Raw genomic sequence first — 19,013 nt, 5'->3', positions numbered from 1 at the left:
TTTTTTGGATTTTTCATTTTCTCTCTCAGAAAAAGAATCTCAATCCATCAGTCCTGTCCTGAAAAATTTGAGACGAACCATGGAGCATTCGGACTAAAAAACAAGACATAGACCTTCAATGATCGACCTTGGGACATTCAAATACAGGGAGTCGTCAACCAAGACATGTATCTAAATAGATAAAATATGTATCCAAATGGATACCCTTGGGTGGTGCCTGAAATGCCATATCCACAGTTTCAATGTTTTGAAAACAGAAATATCTGTTTTCAGCCAATTGGTTATCTTCAAGGAAATCCGTAAGGGCATCGAACATACGGATGGTATTGAAGTTGCCTCAATGACAACTAACGTGATCAAAATCACAAAAACCATGAGCCTCAATATCTCCATGGCACGATCACTCAATCCATGGGAAAGAATTGTGTTTGTGGCGACATATACAGAGAGAATCGCTTGGGCTTGTGTTTCTGAGCACGCAATCGTTTCTTCCTAATGAACCCGCCTTTCTGGGTTTAGTTCCTTGCTGTCGCCAAGGAATTCACGACGAAAGGAGTCGGATTCGGAGGTAGGTAGAAGGTACGGAACACGGATGCTCCCTCCTCCTCACTAGTCTCAGACTTTGAGAAACAGGATTCGTCAAGTCTTTGAGGCGTCGTTGAGGCATAGGAACGATTCGATGACCCGTTGCGCAGAAATGTGAGAGAAGGAACATCATGCAACAAGAAACCGTCATCTTTAACCGACAGATCATCCGTCTCTTCAAAGGTATTCTTAAAGCATGGGAACAATGGGTGGATGAAGTCGAATATGTCAAAAACCACAAAGGGCGCGGTGTTGAGACCAAAGATTTGGCGGCACGAAATGTCAGAAAAAAAGAAGAAGATCCAAATGGCAGGACCATGAGCCCGTAACATCCTCTAACCTTCGTACGCTTTCTCCCCTCGCGTCATTCGACGCCTCGTGTCGTCAAAGCCTCCGAATTCAAGCCACGGTATCATTGCTAGGGAATCCGAGAAAAAAGGAGTGGAATACTGTATGGATATTCTCACACAAAATTCCCCGGTCTCCGCGTATCAACATCGAAAGACGAGCACATAGGACGCATATTCTCCATACAATATACATGGGTGAAAGATGGCCATGAACGCGGTCTCTGTCTGTTCCCTCTGGCTACTGTGCCTCAGCTTCTCGGCTGTCGGGCTTACCACGCCGATCACATCGGCTGCGGAATGCCATCCAATTGTGGCGACCGTCGTGTCCGTTCAGGGCAGAGTGGAGGTGCGCCGTGTGAATGTCGAGCAGTGGCAGCCGGTGAGTCTCCACGATATTTTCTGTGCCGGGGATCGCATTCGGGTAGGTAACGGAGGCCGGGCGGATATTGCCCTCGCCAATCGAGCTGTACTCCGGTTGGATCAAAACACCACCATCACTCTGGGAGGAATTCAAAAAGAACAGACCGTTCTGGTCGTCCTCATCGAAAGTGTCACCGATGTTTTCATCCGTGCCATTCGCGCGATAGAGGTAAAGGCCCAATTTGTGAGTGCAGGTGCGGGGGAAACGGAAGGATTGATTCGAATCAGAGACACTCGAACGGACATTACCATCCTCAATGGGAAGGGTGTGGTCGCCAGGGATGAGGGAACGTTTTCTCTTACCGGGTGGGAATCGGTCTTTTCAGCAAAGGGAAAAGCTCTGGTGTAACCACCTGCCGTCTTATCCGGCGATGGTCGATATTAAAGAAGGGAGCCAAGAGGAATGGCCGGTACCTCAATGTTATTTGATCAAGGCACTTTCCCATTCATCCGTCGTCAAAAGGAAAAAGGGCAGCCAGAAGGGTGAGAGGCAATAATATTTAAGGTGGAAACAAACCATGCATTGACCGGCTGTATGAAATTTTATGAATCATGTGGGTAGTCTGTAGGGCATGGCTCACGCAACTTCATGGGAGAAATATCTGTGGAATTAATATACAAATCCTCCTCGTTTCAGATGTCGGTTCCGGACCGGCGGAAAGATCCTCGCCGGATAGAAGACCGACGATTGATACAGCGCAACCGGGAGTTGGAAGCGGCCTGTCGCATCTCGGAAGTGCTTTTCCAGAATCTCCACACCGATGAGTTGGTTGAAAAAACACTTACCACTGCGCTTGAGGTTGTTGGAGCGGAGAGCGGATCCATTCTTCTCGCGAGTCAGGATTCCGAGGAACTCGTGTTCCGTCATTCCATTGGAGCCAGCCCGGTAGAAACCGGAACGGCGATTCCATGGGACAAGGGGATTGCCGGGGCCGTGTTTCATTCCGGACAGCCGATTGTGGTCCGGGATGCCAAACGGGATCAACGGCATTATAAAGCCATCGATGAGTTAACCGAGCACGTAACACGGGATATGATCGCTCTACCCTTAAAACGGTGGGAAGGAAAGCCTATCGGTGTGTTGGAAGTCCTGAATAAACGCGAATCGCTTCTTGATGAAGAAGACGTGGCCATCCTGACAATTGTGTCCGCCTTTGCCGCTAACTCGATTGAGCAATCCCGTCTGTATCGCGAAGCGAAGCTCGCCGTCATCGTGCGAATGTTGGGTGATGTCAGTCATGACATTAAGAATATGTTGATGCCGGTATTATCAGGGGCCCAATTATTGGAGGATGAATTGGATGAGCAATTTCCTCATTGGATGGAAGTGAAGATGAAAGGGGCTGAGACCAGTTATGCCAATTGTCAGGAACTCACCAGGATGATTGTGAACAATGCCAGGCGGATACAACGGCGCGTGCGGGAAATTGCCGATGCGGTCAAAGGTGTCACGAGTCCACCCCATTTCGCTCCCTGCCAGATTTCCACTGTGGTGAGGGCCGTGTTCGCAACCCTTAAAACCTATGCGGCGGAGCACGCGGTCCTACTTGAAACCGACGGTCTGGACACACTCCCTGTCATTGAAGCGGATGAACACCGTCTTTTTACCGCGTTTTACAATCTTATCAGCAATGCCATTCCGGAGATTCCCGGAGGAGGCGTGATCTCGGTTTCTGGAGAGGAGAACAATCCGGGAGAGGGGATTCTCATCACTGTTTCGGACAATGGTCAGGGCATGTGTCCCGACGTGCGGGATCGCCTTTTTCACTCCGAGGCCATCACCACCAAGCAGGAAGGGACGGGGCTGGGGACCAAAATTGTCAAAGATGTGGTGGATGCCCATGGAGGACGCATTGATGTAGAAAGTGAGCTGGGTGTAGGTACAACGTTTTATCTGCATCTTCCTGTGCACCCTCCTCCACCGGGATTGTGAAAATTGTCCCGATGGCTGGCCTTCCACTGTGAGGAGGGCTGATTGGTGCGTGCTTCTCAGAGGCCGACGAGAATGAAGCTGATGGAATAGGTTGTTTGGAAATGCCCACATGGAACAGTGGGTACTGACGGTTCTGGTGGTTTTTTCAGGAACGAGATTCCCAGAATCAGATAAGAGGCATTCGTGGCCAAACTCATAAAGGCCGGTTTGTTTGGTCTGCTCATTGGTATCGTTGGAGTTGTCCTCAGTGTTGTCCCGCTTTCTCGCAGTATAGAAGAAGATGTTGGATTAGGCCTTTTGTTCCAATTGCGGGGTGTCAGGTCGCCACCGACTGACGTTGTGGTCATTCGTATTGATCATGATTCTTCAGCGTACTTCAACGTCCCAAACAATCCCGATGAATGGCCTCGCTCTCTGTATGCACGGCTAACGGAGCGGCTGGCGCAAGCCGGAGCGAGGGTCATAATCTTCGACGTGAATTTTCTAGAAGCCCGATCGCCGGAGGAGGATGGATATTTTGAAAAAGCTATTCAACGAGCCGGGAATGTCGTGTTGGCGGAAACGCTGATCGCGGGGGACGTCCCCGCGGGTATGATAGTAGAGGCGCGGGATGATGCCGATACCATCGTGGAAATCTCCAAACCATTTTCAGCCTTTAAGAAAGCGGCCGCCGGAACCGGCCCGTTTGTGCTTTCAAGTATGCCGGCTAAGGTGTACCAGGATTGGATGTTTCAACAAGGAGCGGGCGAAGCCCCAATCTTTCCCATTCTGGCACTCCAATTGTTTTTTTCACCCGTCTATCAACCGTTTATTGAACTCCTTGAGCAGGTCCGCCCCAATGTAACCGGCCAACTTCCCAAGGATTTTGAGTCGGCACGAAGAAGCAAAGGGCTGGTGGAGTTGGTGCGGGATATCAGGAAACTCTTTCAGAGCGATCCGCGTCTAACGGAAGACATGCTCAGGGCCCTCAGCTATGTGGGACCCCGCCCAACCAAAGCGAAGAACTTCAAGCAGCTCAGGGCGCTGATCAAGGTTTACGGGAGCGCGCAAAGCCGTTATCTCAATTTCTATGGACCTTCACGGACCATTACGACCATTCCGTATTATCAGGTTCTGGATTCCCGGCCCGACGCTACCCGAGACGCCCGAACGGATCTGAAAGGCAAAGTCGTCTTTGTGGGACGTACCGATATTTTGCCAGGGGTAAGGAAGGATCGTTTTTACCCGATGTTTTTTCAGGGAAATGGGGTTTATATTGGCGGCGTGGAAATATCCGCCACAGTTTTTGCCAACATGCTGGAGGACTCTTCTGTTACACCTATGAGCTTGCGTGCCAAAGTGTTGTTTCTCCTGTCGTGGGGCCTGCTTGTGGGGGTTGTTTGCCGGATGCTTTCAACGGTAATGGCAGCCGGCGCAGTCCTTGGCTTGAGTCTCTTATATCTCGTGGGGGCTGCCTATGCATTTCAGGACGCCTTTACGTGGTCTCCCCTCGTAATTCCGTTGTTGGTGCAGGGGCCATTGGCCTTCGGGAGTGCTGTTTCGTGGAACTCTTACCAGATTGATAAGGAGCGGAAGAATATGCGCAAGGTTTTTGGGGACCACCTGCCCAATGATGTGGTGGATGCGCTATCTCACGACCTTGCCGATCTCAAGGGGGGTCCTCGGGTCGTCTATGGAACCTGTTTGTTTACCGAGGCCGCGAATTATACGACCCTATCGGAAAAAGTGAATCCTCAGGAATTGCGCGTGCTACTCGGGAAATACTTTAACGCGCTCTTTACGCCTGTTCGCCACCATGGTGGGCTCATTGTCGATTTGAGGGGAAATTCGACTCTTGCGATCTGGAAAGCGAATCAGGATCAGCTGGGCCTGAGAAAGCAAGCGTGCTTCGCAGCCTTGGATATTGCGAAATCGATTGATCGGTTTAACCAAGAGGTACGGCCATACAGTCTTCCCACAAGGATCGGATTGCATAGCGGGCAGTTTACCATCGGCATGGAGAGGGCGGTCGATTATGCTGAGTACCGCCCGGCCGGAGAGATCGTGAATATGGCTTGCCGGGTGAAAGGGTGCAATAAATATATGGGAACGACAATTGCCGTGACGGGTGATGTCGTCCATGGCCTTGAAGCACCCTTTCTCTTTAGAGAGCTTGGACAGTTTAAGCTGAAAGGCCATGAGCCTCCGTTTGTCCTCCACGAACTCATCAGTCGCCTGGAGGAGGCTGATCAAAACCAAATGATAGTGAGTCGGATCTTTGCCAAAGGTCTCGGGGCATTTAGAACGCAGGATTGGAATGTTGCACGAGATTTGTTTTCTCAGTGTCTTAACCATATCGAGGGAGATGGACCTTCGGAATTTTATCTTCAGCTCTGTGAGCAGTACAGCAAAAATCCACCTCCTGAACCTTGGGATAAAGTGGTGACCATAGAAAACTATGACCCTGACCTATTCTCGGATGTGCTTCAAGCCAATGTTCATGACTCTTCCGGATCGAATCGTTGGCCTGGGTCCAGAAATTCATTTGATAAGCATGGCATCTAATGCCTGTATTCTTGTGTACGGAGAATTGTAAGAAGCCTGGCAAGACTTTCCTATTCAGGCCCTTGCACCAAATCGGTAAGATTGACGTCATCTGAGACCCTATGCAGACGCAAACTGATCCAACACCAATCTGTTTCAAGGGTCAACGTCGAGAGCCTGCATTCTTTACCCTTATTGATTTAGACTCCGCGAGCGCAGGAGCCAGTCCGCGAAGGGTCGAATGAAACCAGGTACACACCGCGTCCTTCTGTGTGATCCCTTTACTGCCCAATAAGCTTTTTTATTCAAATTTTGCTACCCTTTTCCAATAACCCTCCAAATGTGAACGGCTATGGTGAAAATCGGGTCAACCTTGAAATCATTCCGGAGCCGGATGTGAATCCCTCGAACCAATTGGATCGCAAAGAGCGGGAACTGGAAGCGGCCCGGAGAATTAGCCAGGCGCTTTTTCAGCATCTCAGCGTGGAAGATGTGGTGGAACAGGGGTTAAAGATAGCCTTGGAGGTTGTGAACTGCCGGGCCGGTTCCGTGTTGTTGGCCAATCCGGAAACGAAGGAATTGGTGTTTTACCATTCAATTGGTGACCAGCCACTCAAGCCCGGAACGGCATTTCCGTGGACGCAAGGGATTGCGGGATCGGTTTTCGCCACAGGAGAACCTGTGGTGATAAAAGATGTGAAGGAGGATCAGCGTCATCTTGAGAAAATCGATCAACTGAGCGGATTCCATACCAGGGACTTGATTGCCATTCCCCTGAACCGATGGGAAGGACATCCGATAGGCGTCCTGGAGGTGATGAACAAGCGGGAGGACAGGTTAAATCAGGACGACGTGGCTATCTTAATGATCATCGGGGCCTTCACGGCACTGGCCATTGAGCAGGCGCGATTATTTCAGGAAGCCAAATTAGCGGAAGTGGCCCGAATCCTGGGAGACATTGGGCATGACGTAAAAAATATGCTGATGCCGGTCATGTGTGGGACCTCACTCCTGAGGGATGAGATGAATGACGTCTTCGCCGATCTTCCAGCGTTTGATCCTGACAAAGGCCGGGCGAGCTATGAATTATGCCTGGAAGTCATTGGGATGGTGGCCAATAACGCGAAGCGGATTCAAGAGCGCGTGAAAGAAATTGCCGATTGCGTGAAGGGATTGACGAGCCCTCCACGCTTTGCCCCTTGTAAGCTTCACCATGTGATTGCTTCGGTGTTTGATACCTTGAAACTGGCCGCTCAAGAAAAAGGGATTTCTCTGGCTCATGAAGGAATTTTGGATTTGCCGGTGATGCAAGCCGATGAATCCCGCCTGTTTAATGCCTTTTATAACCTTGTCAATAACGCCATTTCCGAAGTTCCCAAAGGCGGGTCTATCACGATAACGGGAAAAATGGAAGCTATGGGAAAGACGGTTCATGTGTCCGTGATTGATACCGGGCGTGGCATGCCCGCTGAGATTCGAGACACGTTATTCACGACTAGGGCGATAAGCCGGAAGCAGGGTGGAACCGGGTTAGGAACCAAAATTGTCAAGGATGTCATCGAAGCGCATTCGGGAGTCATCGGGGTCGAGAGTGAAGTGAATAGAGGCACCGTTTTTCATATTCATTTGCCTATGGAAGTGGCGACCACGTTTTCTTCGGATCACGTGTCTTCTTAAATCTTTTGAAAAACGGGTACGAAGCGTGAACAAAGTTCTCCCCGTTCATTGCATCATCCTCAGCATGTACTTGCTTGTGGTGACCAACAAAACACACCAGATATCTTCCCGTTTTCTGGTTCATTCATATCGTGCCTGAGCTGTATTAGGGGATCTCCGTGGGCCATTCACCTCTTCGTTCTCCAGCATTTCAAATCGGGGTCATAACTTTCCTGGTTTTTCTGGGTGTTATGGGGCTTCGGTGGGAAGGCTTTCTGGAAAGCGCGGAACTGGATGCCTACGATTGGTCAATGCGTCTTCGTCCGACCACTAAACAGTCGAACCCTCCGATCACGCTGGTGTCGATTACGGATCAGGATATTCGAACATTAGGGCATTGGCCGGTAACGGATGCAGTCCTTGCCCGGGCCCTGGACGTCATGGCGACGCATTACCCTCGAGCGATTGGAGTGGATATGTACCGGGACTTGGAAGTGCCGCCCGGTCGGCAGGAATTGGACCGGATACTTGAGGCGCATCCGGAAATTCTGATGGTCATGAAATTCGGAAAAATTGAGAAGGGGGGTATTCCCGGTCCGGCCATATTGCAAGGCACGGATCGTCTCGGGTTTAACGATGTGGTCGTTGATTCCGGCGGGATCGTTCGCCGTGGTCTCTTATTCCTGGATGATGGGACCAATTTCTATCGGTCATTTTCTTTGCTGCTGGCCCTTCAATATTTACAGCAGGAGAAGATCGTCCCCAAGCCGGCCATTGAGAATTCTAATTGGTTGCAACTTGGGAAAACGGTCATTCGCCCTTTCGAAGCGTATGATGGGGGGTATTTGGAAGCCGATGCCCAGGGGTATCAATATCTGCTGGATCTTGAACGGGGGAAGAACGTCTTTCCGACCATTTCTTTTGGAGACATACTGGCCGGAACGTTCAATCCGGAGCTGCTTCAGGACCACATCGTGCTTGTCGGGGTTATCGCCCAGGGCGTTAAAGATTATTTTTATACCTCCCAATGCGGAACACTCACGGTGTGTCCCCCAATTCCCGGACTTGAACTGCATGGATATATGGTGCACCAACTGCTCCGCTTAGCGAAGGGAGAGGGCCAGGCCCCCATTGCGACATTCCCAGATTCCCTGGAAGCAGCCTGGATCGGGCTTTGGGTGCTCGGGGGAGGATTCATCGGCGTGTGGGTTCGAGGTGCCTGGCGTTTCTCTCTGGCTATGCTCATGGGGATGCTGCTGCTAAGCGGAGTGGTGGTGACCGGGATGAGGTATGGGGTGTGGATCCCGTTTATCCCGCCGGTCATTGGATTGGTCGTTAATGCCATGGTGGTGACAGCCTGGCTTTCGAATCAGGAAAAGCAGGACCGGGCGCTCCTGATGTCTCTTTTTTCCCGGCATGTCTCTACAGAAGTGGCTCAGGCTGTCTGGGAGAAGCGGGAACAATTTTTGGAAAAGGGCCGGTTACGCCCACAGAAATTGGTGGTGACGACATTGTTTACGGATCTGGAAGGGTTCACGACTGTGGCAGAAAACATGGAACCCGACACGGTACTGGACTGGCTCAACACCTACATGGAGCGCATGGTGAAAATCATCACCAACCATGGCGGGATGGTTGATGATTATCATGGAGACATGATCAAAGCGGATTTCGGGGTATTCCGGCTGGGGCAAATGGAAGCCGACAAGCGGCAGGATGTCAACAATGCAGTCAGTTGTGCCGTGGCCTTGGAACAGGAAATGCGACATCTCAATACTCAATGGCAGCAGCAGGGGTTGCCCGAGGTGCGGATGCGGATTGGCATTCAAACGGGGCCGGTGGTCGTCGGAAGTCTGGGCAGTGAACAACGATTGAAATTTACAACCATTGGAGACTCCGTGAATGTTGCCTCTCGGTTGGAAAGTTTCCAAAAAGACTCGTTGGAGACCTGGCCCAAAGATGAAGTCTGCCGGATTCTTATTGGTGAGACCACCAAACATTACCTCGGGGACCATCCATGGAGACTCAAAGAAGTCGGCATGATCACATTAAGGGGGAAAGCCAAGCGCATTTCCGTTTACCGGTTGTTCACGAAGACGGGCAGTCTGGAACCATGTTCGGTGACTTCCATCGAACAAGCTAGGGGATAGGTCTTGGCCTGGGATTTTGAATGGTAAGAGGATAGTCTCTTTCAGTGAACAGAGAATGGGAAGGCTGGGCGGGTAGTTGCCTTCTCCATTCACACCTGGTCATAATGTGTACAGTTGATGCTTCCCGCTGTCCAGCGGTGTGGGCTCAACGGAATTTTCAGGAACACCGCCATGGCGAGTCGATCCGGAAAAGAGGAAATCTCTCACAAGAGTATAGACCTCCCTGAAACATTTCTGCTTCAGATCAACCAGGAGCAGGAATTACAAACCTTGTTACAACTCATTGAAAAAGAATCCCGCCGGTTATTGCAGGCGGAGGGAATCAGTGTGTTTCTTCTGGATCGGAAGGAATGTGAGCTGTGGTTTCCTCTCCCGGTAAGTGGACGGCTACTGCGCCTGGATGCTCGCTTGGGAATTGCGGGCGCCTGTGTAGCGTCCGGAGAGTTGATTAATGTCAAAGATGTGCAATCGGACTCAAGATTTTTTTCAGGCATCGACGCACAAATCAAGCGGCAAACGCAGACCCTGATGGCGTTGCCGGTTCGGGACAGAACCGGCGACATCATTGGAGTCTTTGAAGCCGTGAATAAAAAGGGCAAGGATTTTACCGCCCAGGATGAAATGGTGGCTCAGGCGTTGGTTGATCGCATCGCCATCCCTCTTCAGAAATTCCATGTCATGGAACAATTGCGGCGGGAACGCGAACGGTTGCAACAGGAAAACGCGCATTTGTGGAAAGAGGTCGAAGGACAGTACTCCACGAAAAAGCTGATGGGAAACAGCCTGCCCATGCAGCGACTGATCAGAATCATCGATCAGGTCCGGGATAGTTCAGTGGATGTGCTTATTACCGGAGAAAACGGAACCGGAAAGGAATTGGTGGCTAAAGCCATTCATTACAATAGCCCTCGAGCCCGTCAACCGTTTGTCGCGATCAATTGTGCCGCCCTCCCCGAAACGTTGATCGAAAGTGAATTATTCGGCATCAGCAAAGGCACGGCGACCGACGTGGAGGCCAGAATAGGCAAATTTGAACAGGCCAACAAGGGCACGCTGTTTTTGGATGAAATCGGAGATCTGGGCGTAAGCGCCCAGGCCAAAGTATTACGGGTGCTGCAGGAGCGGGCCGTCGAGCCGGTGGGAAAGCGAGAGTCCGTTCCCCTCGATATCCGGATCATTGCGGCCACTAATAAAAATTTAGATGCCGCTATTAAAGCCGGCATGTTTCGAGACGATCTCTATTACCGTCTCAAAGTCGTTCATGTGCATACGCCGGCCTTACGGGAGATCCCGGCAGATATCCCCCTGCTCGTCAATTATTTTCTGGACCTCTACAGCTCGCAGATGGATCGACCCAGGAAAAAACTGTCCGCCAAGGCCATGCAGCGATTCATGGAATATTCCTGGCCGGGAAATATCCGGCAATTAGAGAATGAAATCAAACGGCTAATGGTCATGGTCCGTGGAACCACGATAAACGAGGATGCGCTCGAAGAAGGCATCCGATGCCCTGTTCAAACGACCGGAGGCACCATAGATTCGAAAGGCCGGAGTCTTCATCAAGCCGTCGATGAATTGGAGCAGCGTATGATCAAGGAGACCTTGTTGGCCTGCCGGTTCAATCAGGTCCAAACGGCCAAACGGTTGGGCTTAAGCCGGCAGGGACTCATCAAAAAAATCAAACGTCATAACATTCAGGTCAACAACTTGCGTGATGAAGTCTACGAATCCCCCTGACGGCTCCTTCCGGCCAAAATCCTTACCGAGACACCGGGCTCTTCCAACTCCTAAAGGCGATTTGGCGCGTTTTTTGGTTGTGTGGTTTTCAGAAATCTGGCGGATCATTTTCCAGTCTGTAAATGGTCAGGCGGATGATGTGGATGTAATTGATTACCATTAGGAGAAGAGCAATGCGAATCAGGTCCAAACGGCCAAACGGTTGGGCTTAAGCCGCCAGGGACTCATAAAAAAATCAAACGTCATAACATTCAAATATAACGTCTCTCATATGACGACCGGCATCATTGCCGCTCTTCTTCCTTCCTGTCAGCCCACTCTTCTTATCTATATCCCCGGTTCCCTCTTTATCCTAGTCGTCCACTGATTATACGGATACATCCGAAGCGCCCCTCAATAGGCAAGTCCAATACACCCTGTATCTATTCAGATACATAGGCGGCACATCAAAATCCAAGTTTGTCTCTTTGTTTTGAGTTGATGATACTTGAGAAGTAGCTACGGAAGACGGCAAAGGGTGAAACATTCGGCCATTTTCTAGGAGTGACAAAAAAAGAATGGAATTTGCAGTTTTCATAAATAAACCATTGTCTTTACCCACTCAATTGCGATCGTAGTAGTTCCTCATGCGAGTCATGGTATTTACACAAAAGGGGGAATTATGGATAGGAAAAGAAAATTTGGAATCCTTGCCATTTTAAATGGCGTGGTTTTCATGGGGCTGATTGGTTGTCAATTCGATCCAGCCAGGCATGCCAATCCAGTCGAAGGGGATCAGCCTAATTTGGCGGATCAGCGCAATTTAATTGATGACGTCCGGTTCACCCAGAATAAGATCAATGCCGGAGCTGTTTCATTTGCCGATCTGTTTTTTGCGGGTAAGCATATATTCTCCAACCGGTTTACCACGGAGGACTATTTTGGAGAAGGAGCGGGAGGACCCCGACAAAGTAAATATGCAATAAACGATCGACCGGGCTATCCTTTCCTACGATTTAATGGTCTGGATTCCCAATCCTGTTTAGAGTGCCACTTGGCCATTGGATTTACGTCCGGCGATACCAGAGAGGACCATCAATTTCGATTTGTCAAAGAACTCGGCATAACGGGGGGTGGGGCGGGGTTCGCATCCAATGCGTTTAATTTCACCAATTTTGCCTGTAAGGCAGGGGTGAGTGATTGTGATCCTGATAAGGCCACTACCGGATTTGTCCGAAATCCTCCCCATGCGTTTGGTGCGGGGTATACCCAACAATTGGCGGAAGAGATGACTTGGGCATTACAGGAGATACGTGAAAACGCCGCCAAACAGAATCCCGGGGTACCGGTCGCTCTGATGGCAAAGGGGGTTTCGTTTGGAAAAATTGTGGTCAATGCTGATGGGTCTATCGATACGGCCAGCAGCTCCATCGTGGGCATCAATGAAGATTTGATTGTTCGCCCCTTCCAATGGAAAGGGCTCACGAGTAATCTCAGAAATTTCATCACCGGGGCGATGAATTTTCATTTCAGCATTCAACCCACGGAACTCATGACAGCTGGGGTTTTAATCGATGACCAAGATGGGGAGGTAAATGAAATTGATGTAGGAGAAATTACCGCGGTCGCAACTTTCCTGGCTTTCTTACGACCCCCAATTGAATCTCACAAAGGTTTAAACCCGGTTCGGGTGAATCGTGGCAGAGAAGTGTTTGGAGAAGCGGATTGTGCCACCTGTCACCGTCCCACGCTGGAAATGGAAAGCCCTTTTGTAATCATTCGTGATCCCCAAACCGATCAGGCCCTCCAGGGAGCTCTGAAGAATGAACTTTCATTCACGCTTCCTTCCACGCCTCCCCACAAGCAAGGGCAACCGACTTTGACCGTACCTCATGGGACCATGGCGCCGGTTTTGGAAAAGTATGTAATCAAGAAACAAGCGAAAGCCCAACTCCGGCAACTCACGTCCAGCGTCGAGCCCGAGAAATTGGACATAATGGTGGCGGAGGAATTGAAAAACAAGCTCAAGGGTTTTACGCGTGACCTCAATGATGAAAGCGGTCCGCCGGACACGCTTCCGCGCCTTCCCGCAAATAGCAATGGGAGGGTTTCGGTTCCGCTTTATAGCGATTTAAAACGACATGTGATGGGTGACAATTTAGCCGAGTCTTTTCCCCAACAGACGGATGGCGGGGAAGACCACCAAGTGCCGGGCAACCAATTTTTGACTCGGCCTTTGTGGGGAGTGGCGGATACGGGCCCTTGGATGCACGACGGGCGGGCATTGACGCTGACCGAGGCGATAGTGATGCATGAAGGTTCTGGTAGCGAGGCCAACGCCTCCGTGGAGAAATTTAAAGCTTTATCCAACAATGATCGACTGGCCTTACGGTCTTTTCTGAGCAGTTTACGGTTACCGCTAAGTAAGCCGTGAGGCGTGAAAACGTAGCTCGAAACCCCACAGGGAAACAATTCGTATCCGATCGGATAACAAACGTATCTGATCGGATACGTTGTCCTGGACTTTCCATGATAAGACCATCCATTACTACAGAATTAGCCCTTAAAAAATAAACCTGTTCAAAATTGAAAGGTTGCAATAACTATTCGAGATTCATTGAATTTTGTAATCAATTGCGGCATTGCTATTGCTGGTTGTGTTAGTGGGAGAAAAAGGGAAGCATTGATCCGGGAGACACTGCGATACCATTAGCAATGTCCTTCATTCCAAATGTGGGGAGCAAAAATGCGTGCGGACCAATAATTCCGGGTAGTTTTTATAAACAGCAGAATCGAAAGGAGAGGCTTCATGCGCATTACCAAATTTCTTTTTCTCTTATCAATCTTCATGCTTATGGCTGGATGTAGTTCATTACAAGGACACCCTGTGGTTGGGCAAGATGGAGACGGCAGGGTGGTGTATCAACACTCATGTCCGCGTTCTCCTGTCGACCCGCCAAGTGGGTTTTGTAGGTACGCGTTGGAAGATGTTGAAACGGTGGAAATAGATGGAAAACTCTATTTAAAAGGGCTACTTCCCCAGGCTGTGCTGGATGATAGGCAGGATGAGTTGGAAATGATGGGACAAATTGTTAGCTATAAGGATTATGCCAGGCGAGTCCCAAACTATTTTCCAATAAGGGAAAAAGACAAAGACGAGGTAAAGCAAGGTGCAATTCTTCTTTTGGTTGCCCCGCCAAGTAAAAGCTCCAAAGACTACTATGTTTTGCTAGATCGAGTATTAAATAGTGAAGAAGAATTGAAGAAACATTTGGCCGAGCTTCGCAAGCAGGCTACGCCATAATCTTTATAAAACTTACTAGAATTTTAATAATTATTCCTTATGTCATGGAGGTATTGTGATGTACAAGGGGATATTCGTTCAGAAATTATTTCTATTCTGCCTGCTTCTGAGTTGCCAACTCGTAATCCTCTCCGGGGAGGTCTATGCCTATAAGTATTGCTGTGGTTGTGGAAGCCAAAGTTGGTGCATATATCGCACCGATTGCCATTGTCCTGGTACAAATCATTGTATGAACTGCGTAGCGCCTGTTCCTAATGCCGATGTGAAAACCGTTAAGCTAGAGCCTTCAGGCAGAGATTCCGAAACGGTTTTAAACATAAAGGGAGTTCCGGAATCTATGCTAACTTCCTATACTGAGAGAGTTCTCTCAGACATTCGTCGAAAAAATGGACGCGAGGTCATTGCTCTGAAGCTGCTGGGGAATATCGGGAAAGATCTGAGATTTGGGTGCTCTGCGATGGAAGACAATTATTTGCAAAATAACATTGCCTTTGCGTTAACGGACTAAAGACAAGTAAATACCGGGACGTATACCCTAATCGAGCCGGACATGATTTTTTCCGGCTCGATTCGCTATAGTAACCGCCTTTAGAATCAAATTTTATTCTCAGGGACGGCGTTGTAAAGGATTCTCCTAGCTTCATTTGAGGTCCTATAGATGTAAACCGGAAATTAGGTAGGAAGGAAAAAGGGGTCATGTACGCTAATTGCTCAGGTCGCATGAGATATGTCGTGCTTCCGCTCCTGACCGCATATCTTGTCTGCCGCTCCTTCTCTACAGTCGGTCAAGCTCAACTTGCTCCCCCTATCACGTCATCAGGACTCAATACACAGGTGAGTGTTCCGGTGGACCTTCCAGGAGGAGCCGTCCAGCACAATATCACCGGTGGAACCAGACCGGGAGGTGGTGGAAACCTATTTCATAGCTTCGGAGAGTTTGGTGTTCCTGCCAACAATATTGCCAACTTCCTGAACGATTCGGGACTTCCTACCTCCAACATTCTGAGCCGGGTCACCGGCGGTAATACTTCTAACATTCTTGGGGCAATTCAGACCGAGGGGTTTGGGAAGGCCAACTTCTTTCTTATGAATCCGGCCGGAATTGTCTTTGGGCCGAATGCTTCCTTGAATGTGGGTGGAGCCTCCCATTTCACCACGGCTGACTATTTGCGGCTTACCGACGATGTGCAATTTACTGCCCTACCCGGTGCCCAGGATGCTCTGTTGAGTGTAGCTCCGGTAACCGCATTTGGATTTTTGGGTAACAATCCAGGAACGGTTTCGGTAAATGGGAGCACATTATCAGTCGTGGAAGGACAAACTCTTTCACTAGTTGGAGGAGACATAACAATTGGCAGCGGCCTTAAAGCGCCAGATGGCCGGATTCATCTGGCCAGCGTCGGTTCCCCTGGGGAAATTCTGTCGGAAACGTTGGCTCAGGCCCCCAATGTTAATGGGCAATCCTTTGAGGCGATGGGCACGATTCACATTTCGGAGAAATCTGTCATCAATGCCAGCGGTAAGGGCGGCGGCACCGTGGTAATTCGAGGCGGCCGTCTTGTGGTGGACAATTCCACTATCTCTGCCAATATCATCGGTCCCACCGCGGGCCCGTCGGTTGGCCAGCCTGGAGAAGGCATTGATATCCAAGTGAGCCGAGATGTCGTGATCCAGAACGGGGCCAGTCTCCAAACGAACGTGTCTGAAAACGCTGCTCCGGGGATTGGATCTGGTGGTATCCATGTGAAGGCTGACCGCATAGAAATTTTGGGACCCCAGGACTTTGTTCCTCCTGATCCTTCTGAGCCTTTCGATCCCCTTAATCCTCCCGATCCGCCGCCCTTTACAGGTATTCGGTCGAATGTCGCGGATGGTAGTAGAGGAGGACCAAGCGGAGATATTCTGTTGGAAGCGAATTCCTTCCTAATGAATGATTTTAGAGCCGGCAGCGATGTCCAGATCCAAGCCAATACATCGGGTGAAGGCAACTCGGGCAGTATTAGTGTCAGAACCTCTGGAAATCTTGACCTCCTGGGTAGTTCTATCGGTGGATTTTCCGGTTCATTTTCCGCCTCACCTTCGTCGGCTGGCTTAGGAAACGCGGGAAATATCGAACTGACGAGCACGGCGGGCAATATCTCCATATCGGGTTCATTGGTTTCTTCGCAATCGTTTGGCGGGGGAATCGTGGGATCCATTGATGTAAATGCGTCTCAAGGCAATATCGTGATGACTGGACCTCCAGCGGACGTTTTTACCTTCATTCAAGGGACGGAAGGAATTGAAGGCAATGGCGGGATTCAACTTACAGCGAACAACCTAATTATGCGTGGGGCTCGCATCGCAATCGATAATATTTTTTCGGTTGTGCCAGGGGCCATAAAACTGGACCTCTCCGGGAGCTTAATTTTGAGTAGTGGCAGCATCAATCTGCCTGATGGCGGAAGTATACCCATTCTCTCTCGCGTTCAGACAACTACTCGGGGGTCGGCCCGTTCCTCTGATTTGAACATCACGGCTTCTGATATTCTCATCACAGGCAACAGTTTTTTATCCACTGAAACCGTGGATTCCGGTGATGCCGGTATACTGAATATTTTGACGAACAATCTTCAGGTGACGGATGGTGGTCAACTGAGAAGCAGCAGCACGATCAATACAATACCCCAAATTCCAATCATTCCTTCTGGCGCGGGAGGAACGGTCAGTATCCAAGGGTTGGCCAGTGCTGCCGATTCGATCGTCATCGATGGTGCGGGTTCTGGAATTTTCACCGATGCTCAGGGCACTGGGTCGGCAGGGAGCACCACGTTAACAGCAAAGCAGCTCACCATCACCTCGGGGGGGAGGATTGAGGCCAGCACGTCAGCCCAGGGCGCTGGTGGAACCATTAATACTCTGACCGACAATACGACGATCTCCGGGGTGAGCAGCGATGGCCAAACTCGTAGCGGCATCTTCAGCGGGACCACCGGGACGGATCCCGGCGCGGGGGCTGGTGGCACCATATCGTTGGTGGCTAACCAGAATTTCACTCTGAGTAATGGAGCCAGGGTCTCGGCGAGTAGCAGCGGTCAGGGCGATGCCGGAAATATTGATATTACCGGCCATGACACGATTCTGATCGACAAGGCCACCGTGACCACAGAGGCGACCCAAGCTTCAGGCGGCGAGATCAAGCTCACCGCCAACGACACGATTCAACTGGTTGACAGTACCATTGAAAGCACGGTCAAGGGGGATGCCAGGACCGTGGCGGGTAATATCGAGTTAGATCCGGATTTCATCATTCTTCAGAATAGCCATATTTTGGCTAAGGCCGTTGACGGTCAGGGTGGAAATATTACGTTAATCGCGAGCAAGGGTGTGTTGGTGGATGCGCAGAGTACACTGGAGGTCACCTCTGAAAGGGGGATCAGTGGCACGGTAAATATTGAGTCGCCCATTCAAGTCCTCAGCGGCACGATCGTGCCGCTGCCTGATCAGCCGGTGAATGTGGCCACGCTCTATGCGGCTCGCTGTGTGGCGGGAGAGGGCGGCCACTTTAGTACCTTTGTGGATTCCAAGTCCGACAGTGTGGCCCCCACGCCCGGCACATTCTTAGCCAGCCCGTTTCTCCCCCAAGTGAGTCCATACCCTGCGGGCGCGTTGGGTGATACCGGTACGCGCTCCGTGGATTCTGGCCAAGATTCAACTCCCTCTATCCAGTTGGCCGCCTATTCTCCTCCCGTGCTGTTTCAGCATGAAGATGGAATGCTTTCGGCCTGTCCTTGAATTCTATGTGGGACTTCAGAATTTCCCTCCTGTTTAACTCCACTCGTCTGAATTAATTTCTAAAGAATTTCCCGACATCGTCCTGGGTGTTTTTGCACAGCCATGATTCTTAAACCTTGTCATGTCCGGCAGTTGTTGCCGGACATCTCTCTTGGGGATGTTGAATAATACTAATTTCCAAAGGCATATTGATCCACAGGCACGTTGGATATCAGAGACCTCGGGGCGGTTCCAAAAAGCATGCCCTGAGCCTTTCGAAGGGTTCGTCCAGCAAGGCCGCAAATTCCTGCCGTGTCCCGAAGGGCACCACTTTTGTTTTGCGCGCAGAGCGTACTTCCAGCACGTGAGCACGGGAAAATGGCGAGAACGCCGCTGGCGGCTTTTTTCAACAGCCCCCTCTTGGTTCGGGTCGTATGGATTTCGCTAAGGACCGGCGGGGATGACGAAGAGGGAAGGGAGTGAGGGAAAGAGGAGAAAGTTGTCATGCAGACCATTGTCATTCGTTCGGATTCCACAGAAATAACACCCATGCGACTGCCAGTCCGATCACGCAGCTTATCGAGATTCCGAGGGAGATAAGTTGATAAAGCTCATAGATTTGC

The 19,013-nt window shown here is 50.3% G+C and carries 11 protein-coding genes; all 11 read left to right on the top strand.

What is annotated here, in order from left to right; all coding sequences use genetic code 11:
* Positions 1-716 precede the first annotated feature (716 nt).
* The 11 genes from PP769_RS02230 to PP769_RS02180 all read left to right on the top strand — a co-directional run bounded on the left by PP769_RS02230 (position 717) and on the right by PP769_RS02180 (position 18,411).
* Positions 717-914, top strand: coding sequence for a hypothetical protein (locus PP769_RS02230; protein ID WP_312644660.1), 198 nt, complete (start codon positions 717-719; stop codon positions 912-914).
* Positions 915-1,143: 229 nt separating this feature from the next.
* Complete coding sequence (locus PP769_RS02225; RefSeq protein ID WP_312644658.1) at positions 1,144-1,704, top strand: FecR domain-containing protein; 561 nt, start codon at positions 1,144-1,146, stop codon at positions 1,702-1,704.
* A 255-nt stretch (positions 1,705-1,959) separates the two neighbouring features.
* Positions 1,960-3,288: an ATP-binding protein gene (locus tag PP769_RS02220; protein ID WP_312644656.1), complete on the top strand. Its 1,329-nt coding sequence runs from the start codon at positions 1,960-1,962 to the stop codon at positions 3,286-3,288.
* A gap of 183 nt (positions 3,289-3,471) precedes the next feature.
* Complete coding sequence (locus PP769_RS02215) at positions 3,472-5,832, top strand: CHASE2 domain-containing protein (RefSeq protein WP_312644654.1); 2,361 nt, start codon at positions 3,472-3,474, stop codon at positions 5,830-5,832.
* Positions 5,833-6,207: 375 nt separating this feature from the next.
* Entirely contained in the window at positions 6,208-7,488 is a 1,281-nt protein-coding gene (locus PP769_RS02210) for a GAF domain-containing sensor histidine kinase (RefSeq protein WP_312644651.1), read from the top strand.
* A 158-nt stretch (positions 7,489-7,646) separates the two neighbouring features.
* Entirely contained in the window at positions 7,647-9,617 is a 1,971-nt protein-coding gene (locus PP769_RS02205; RefSeq protein ID WP_312644649.1) for a CHASE2 domain-containing protein, read from the top strand.
* A gap of 171 nt (positions 9,618-9,788) precedes the next feature.
* The gene (locus tag PP769_RS02200; protein ID WP_312644647.1) at positions 9,789-11,354 is read left to right on the top strand and encodes a sigma-54-dependent Fis family transcriptional regulator; all 1,566 of its coding nucleotides are present in this window, start codon (positions 9,789-9,791) and stop codon (positions 11,352-11,354) included.
* 661 nt (positions 11,355-12,015) lie between these two features.
* Entirely contained in the window at positions 12,016-13,767 is a 1,752-nt protein-coding gene (locus tag PP769_RS02195; RefSeq protein WP_312644644.1) for a di-heme oxidoredictase family protein, read from the top strand.
* A 375-nt stretch (positions 13,768-14,142) separates the two neighbouring features.
* Entirely contained in the window at positions 14,143-14,637 is a 495-nt protein-coding gene (locus PP769_RS02190) for a hypothetical protein (protein ID WP_312644642.1), read from the top strand.
* A gap of 337 nt (positions 14,638-14,974) precedes the next feature.
* Positions 14,975-15,145, top strand: a complete 171-nt coding sequence (locus PP769_RS02185) for a hypothetical protein (RefSeq protein WP_312644640.1) — start codon at positions 14,975-14,977, stop codon at positions 15,143-15,145.
* A gap of 212 nt (positions 15,146-15,357) precedes the next feature.
* Positions 15,358-18,411 (top strand): two-partner secretion domain-containing protein, encoded by a 3,054-nt coding sequence (locus tag PP769_RS02180; RefSeq protein WP_312644638.1) that lies wholly within the window; start codon positions 15,358-15,360, stop codon positions 18,409-18,411.
* Positions 18,412-19,013 lie beyond the last annotated feature (602 nt).

The organism is Candidatus Nitrospira allomarina (genome assembly GCF_032050975.1).
Classification (GTDB): Bacteria; Nitrospirota; Nitrospiria; order Nitrospirales; family UBA8639; genus Nitrospira_E; species Nitrospira_E allomarina.
This window is presented reverse-complemented; position numbering and strand designations above follow the sequence as displayed.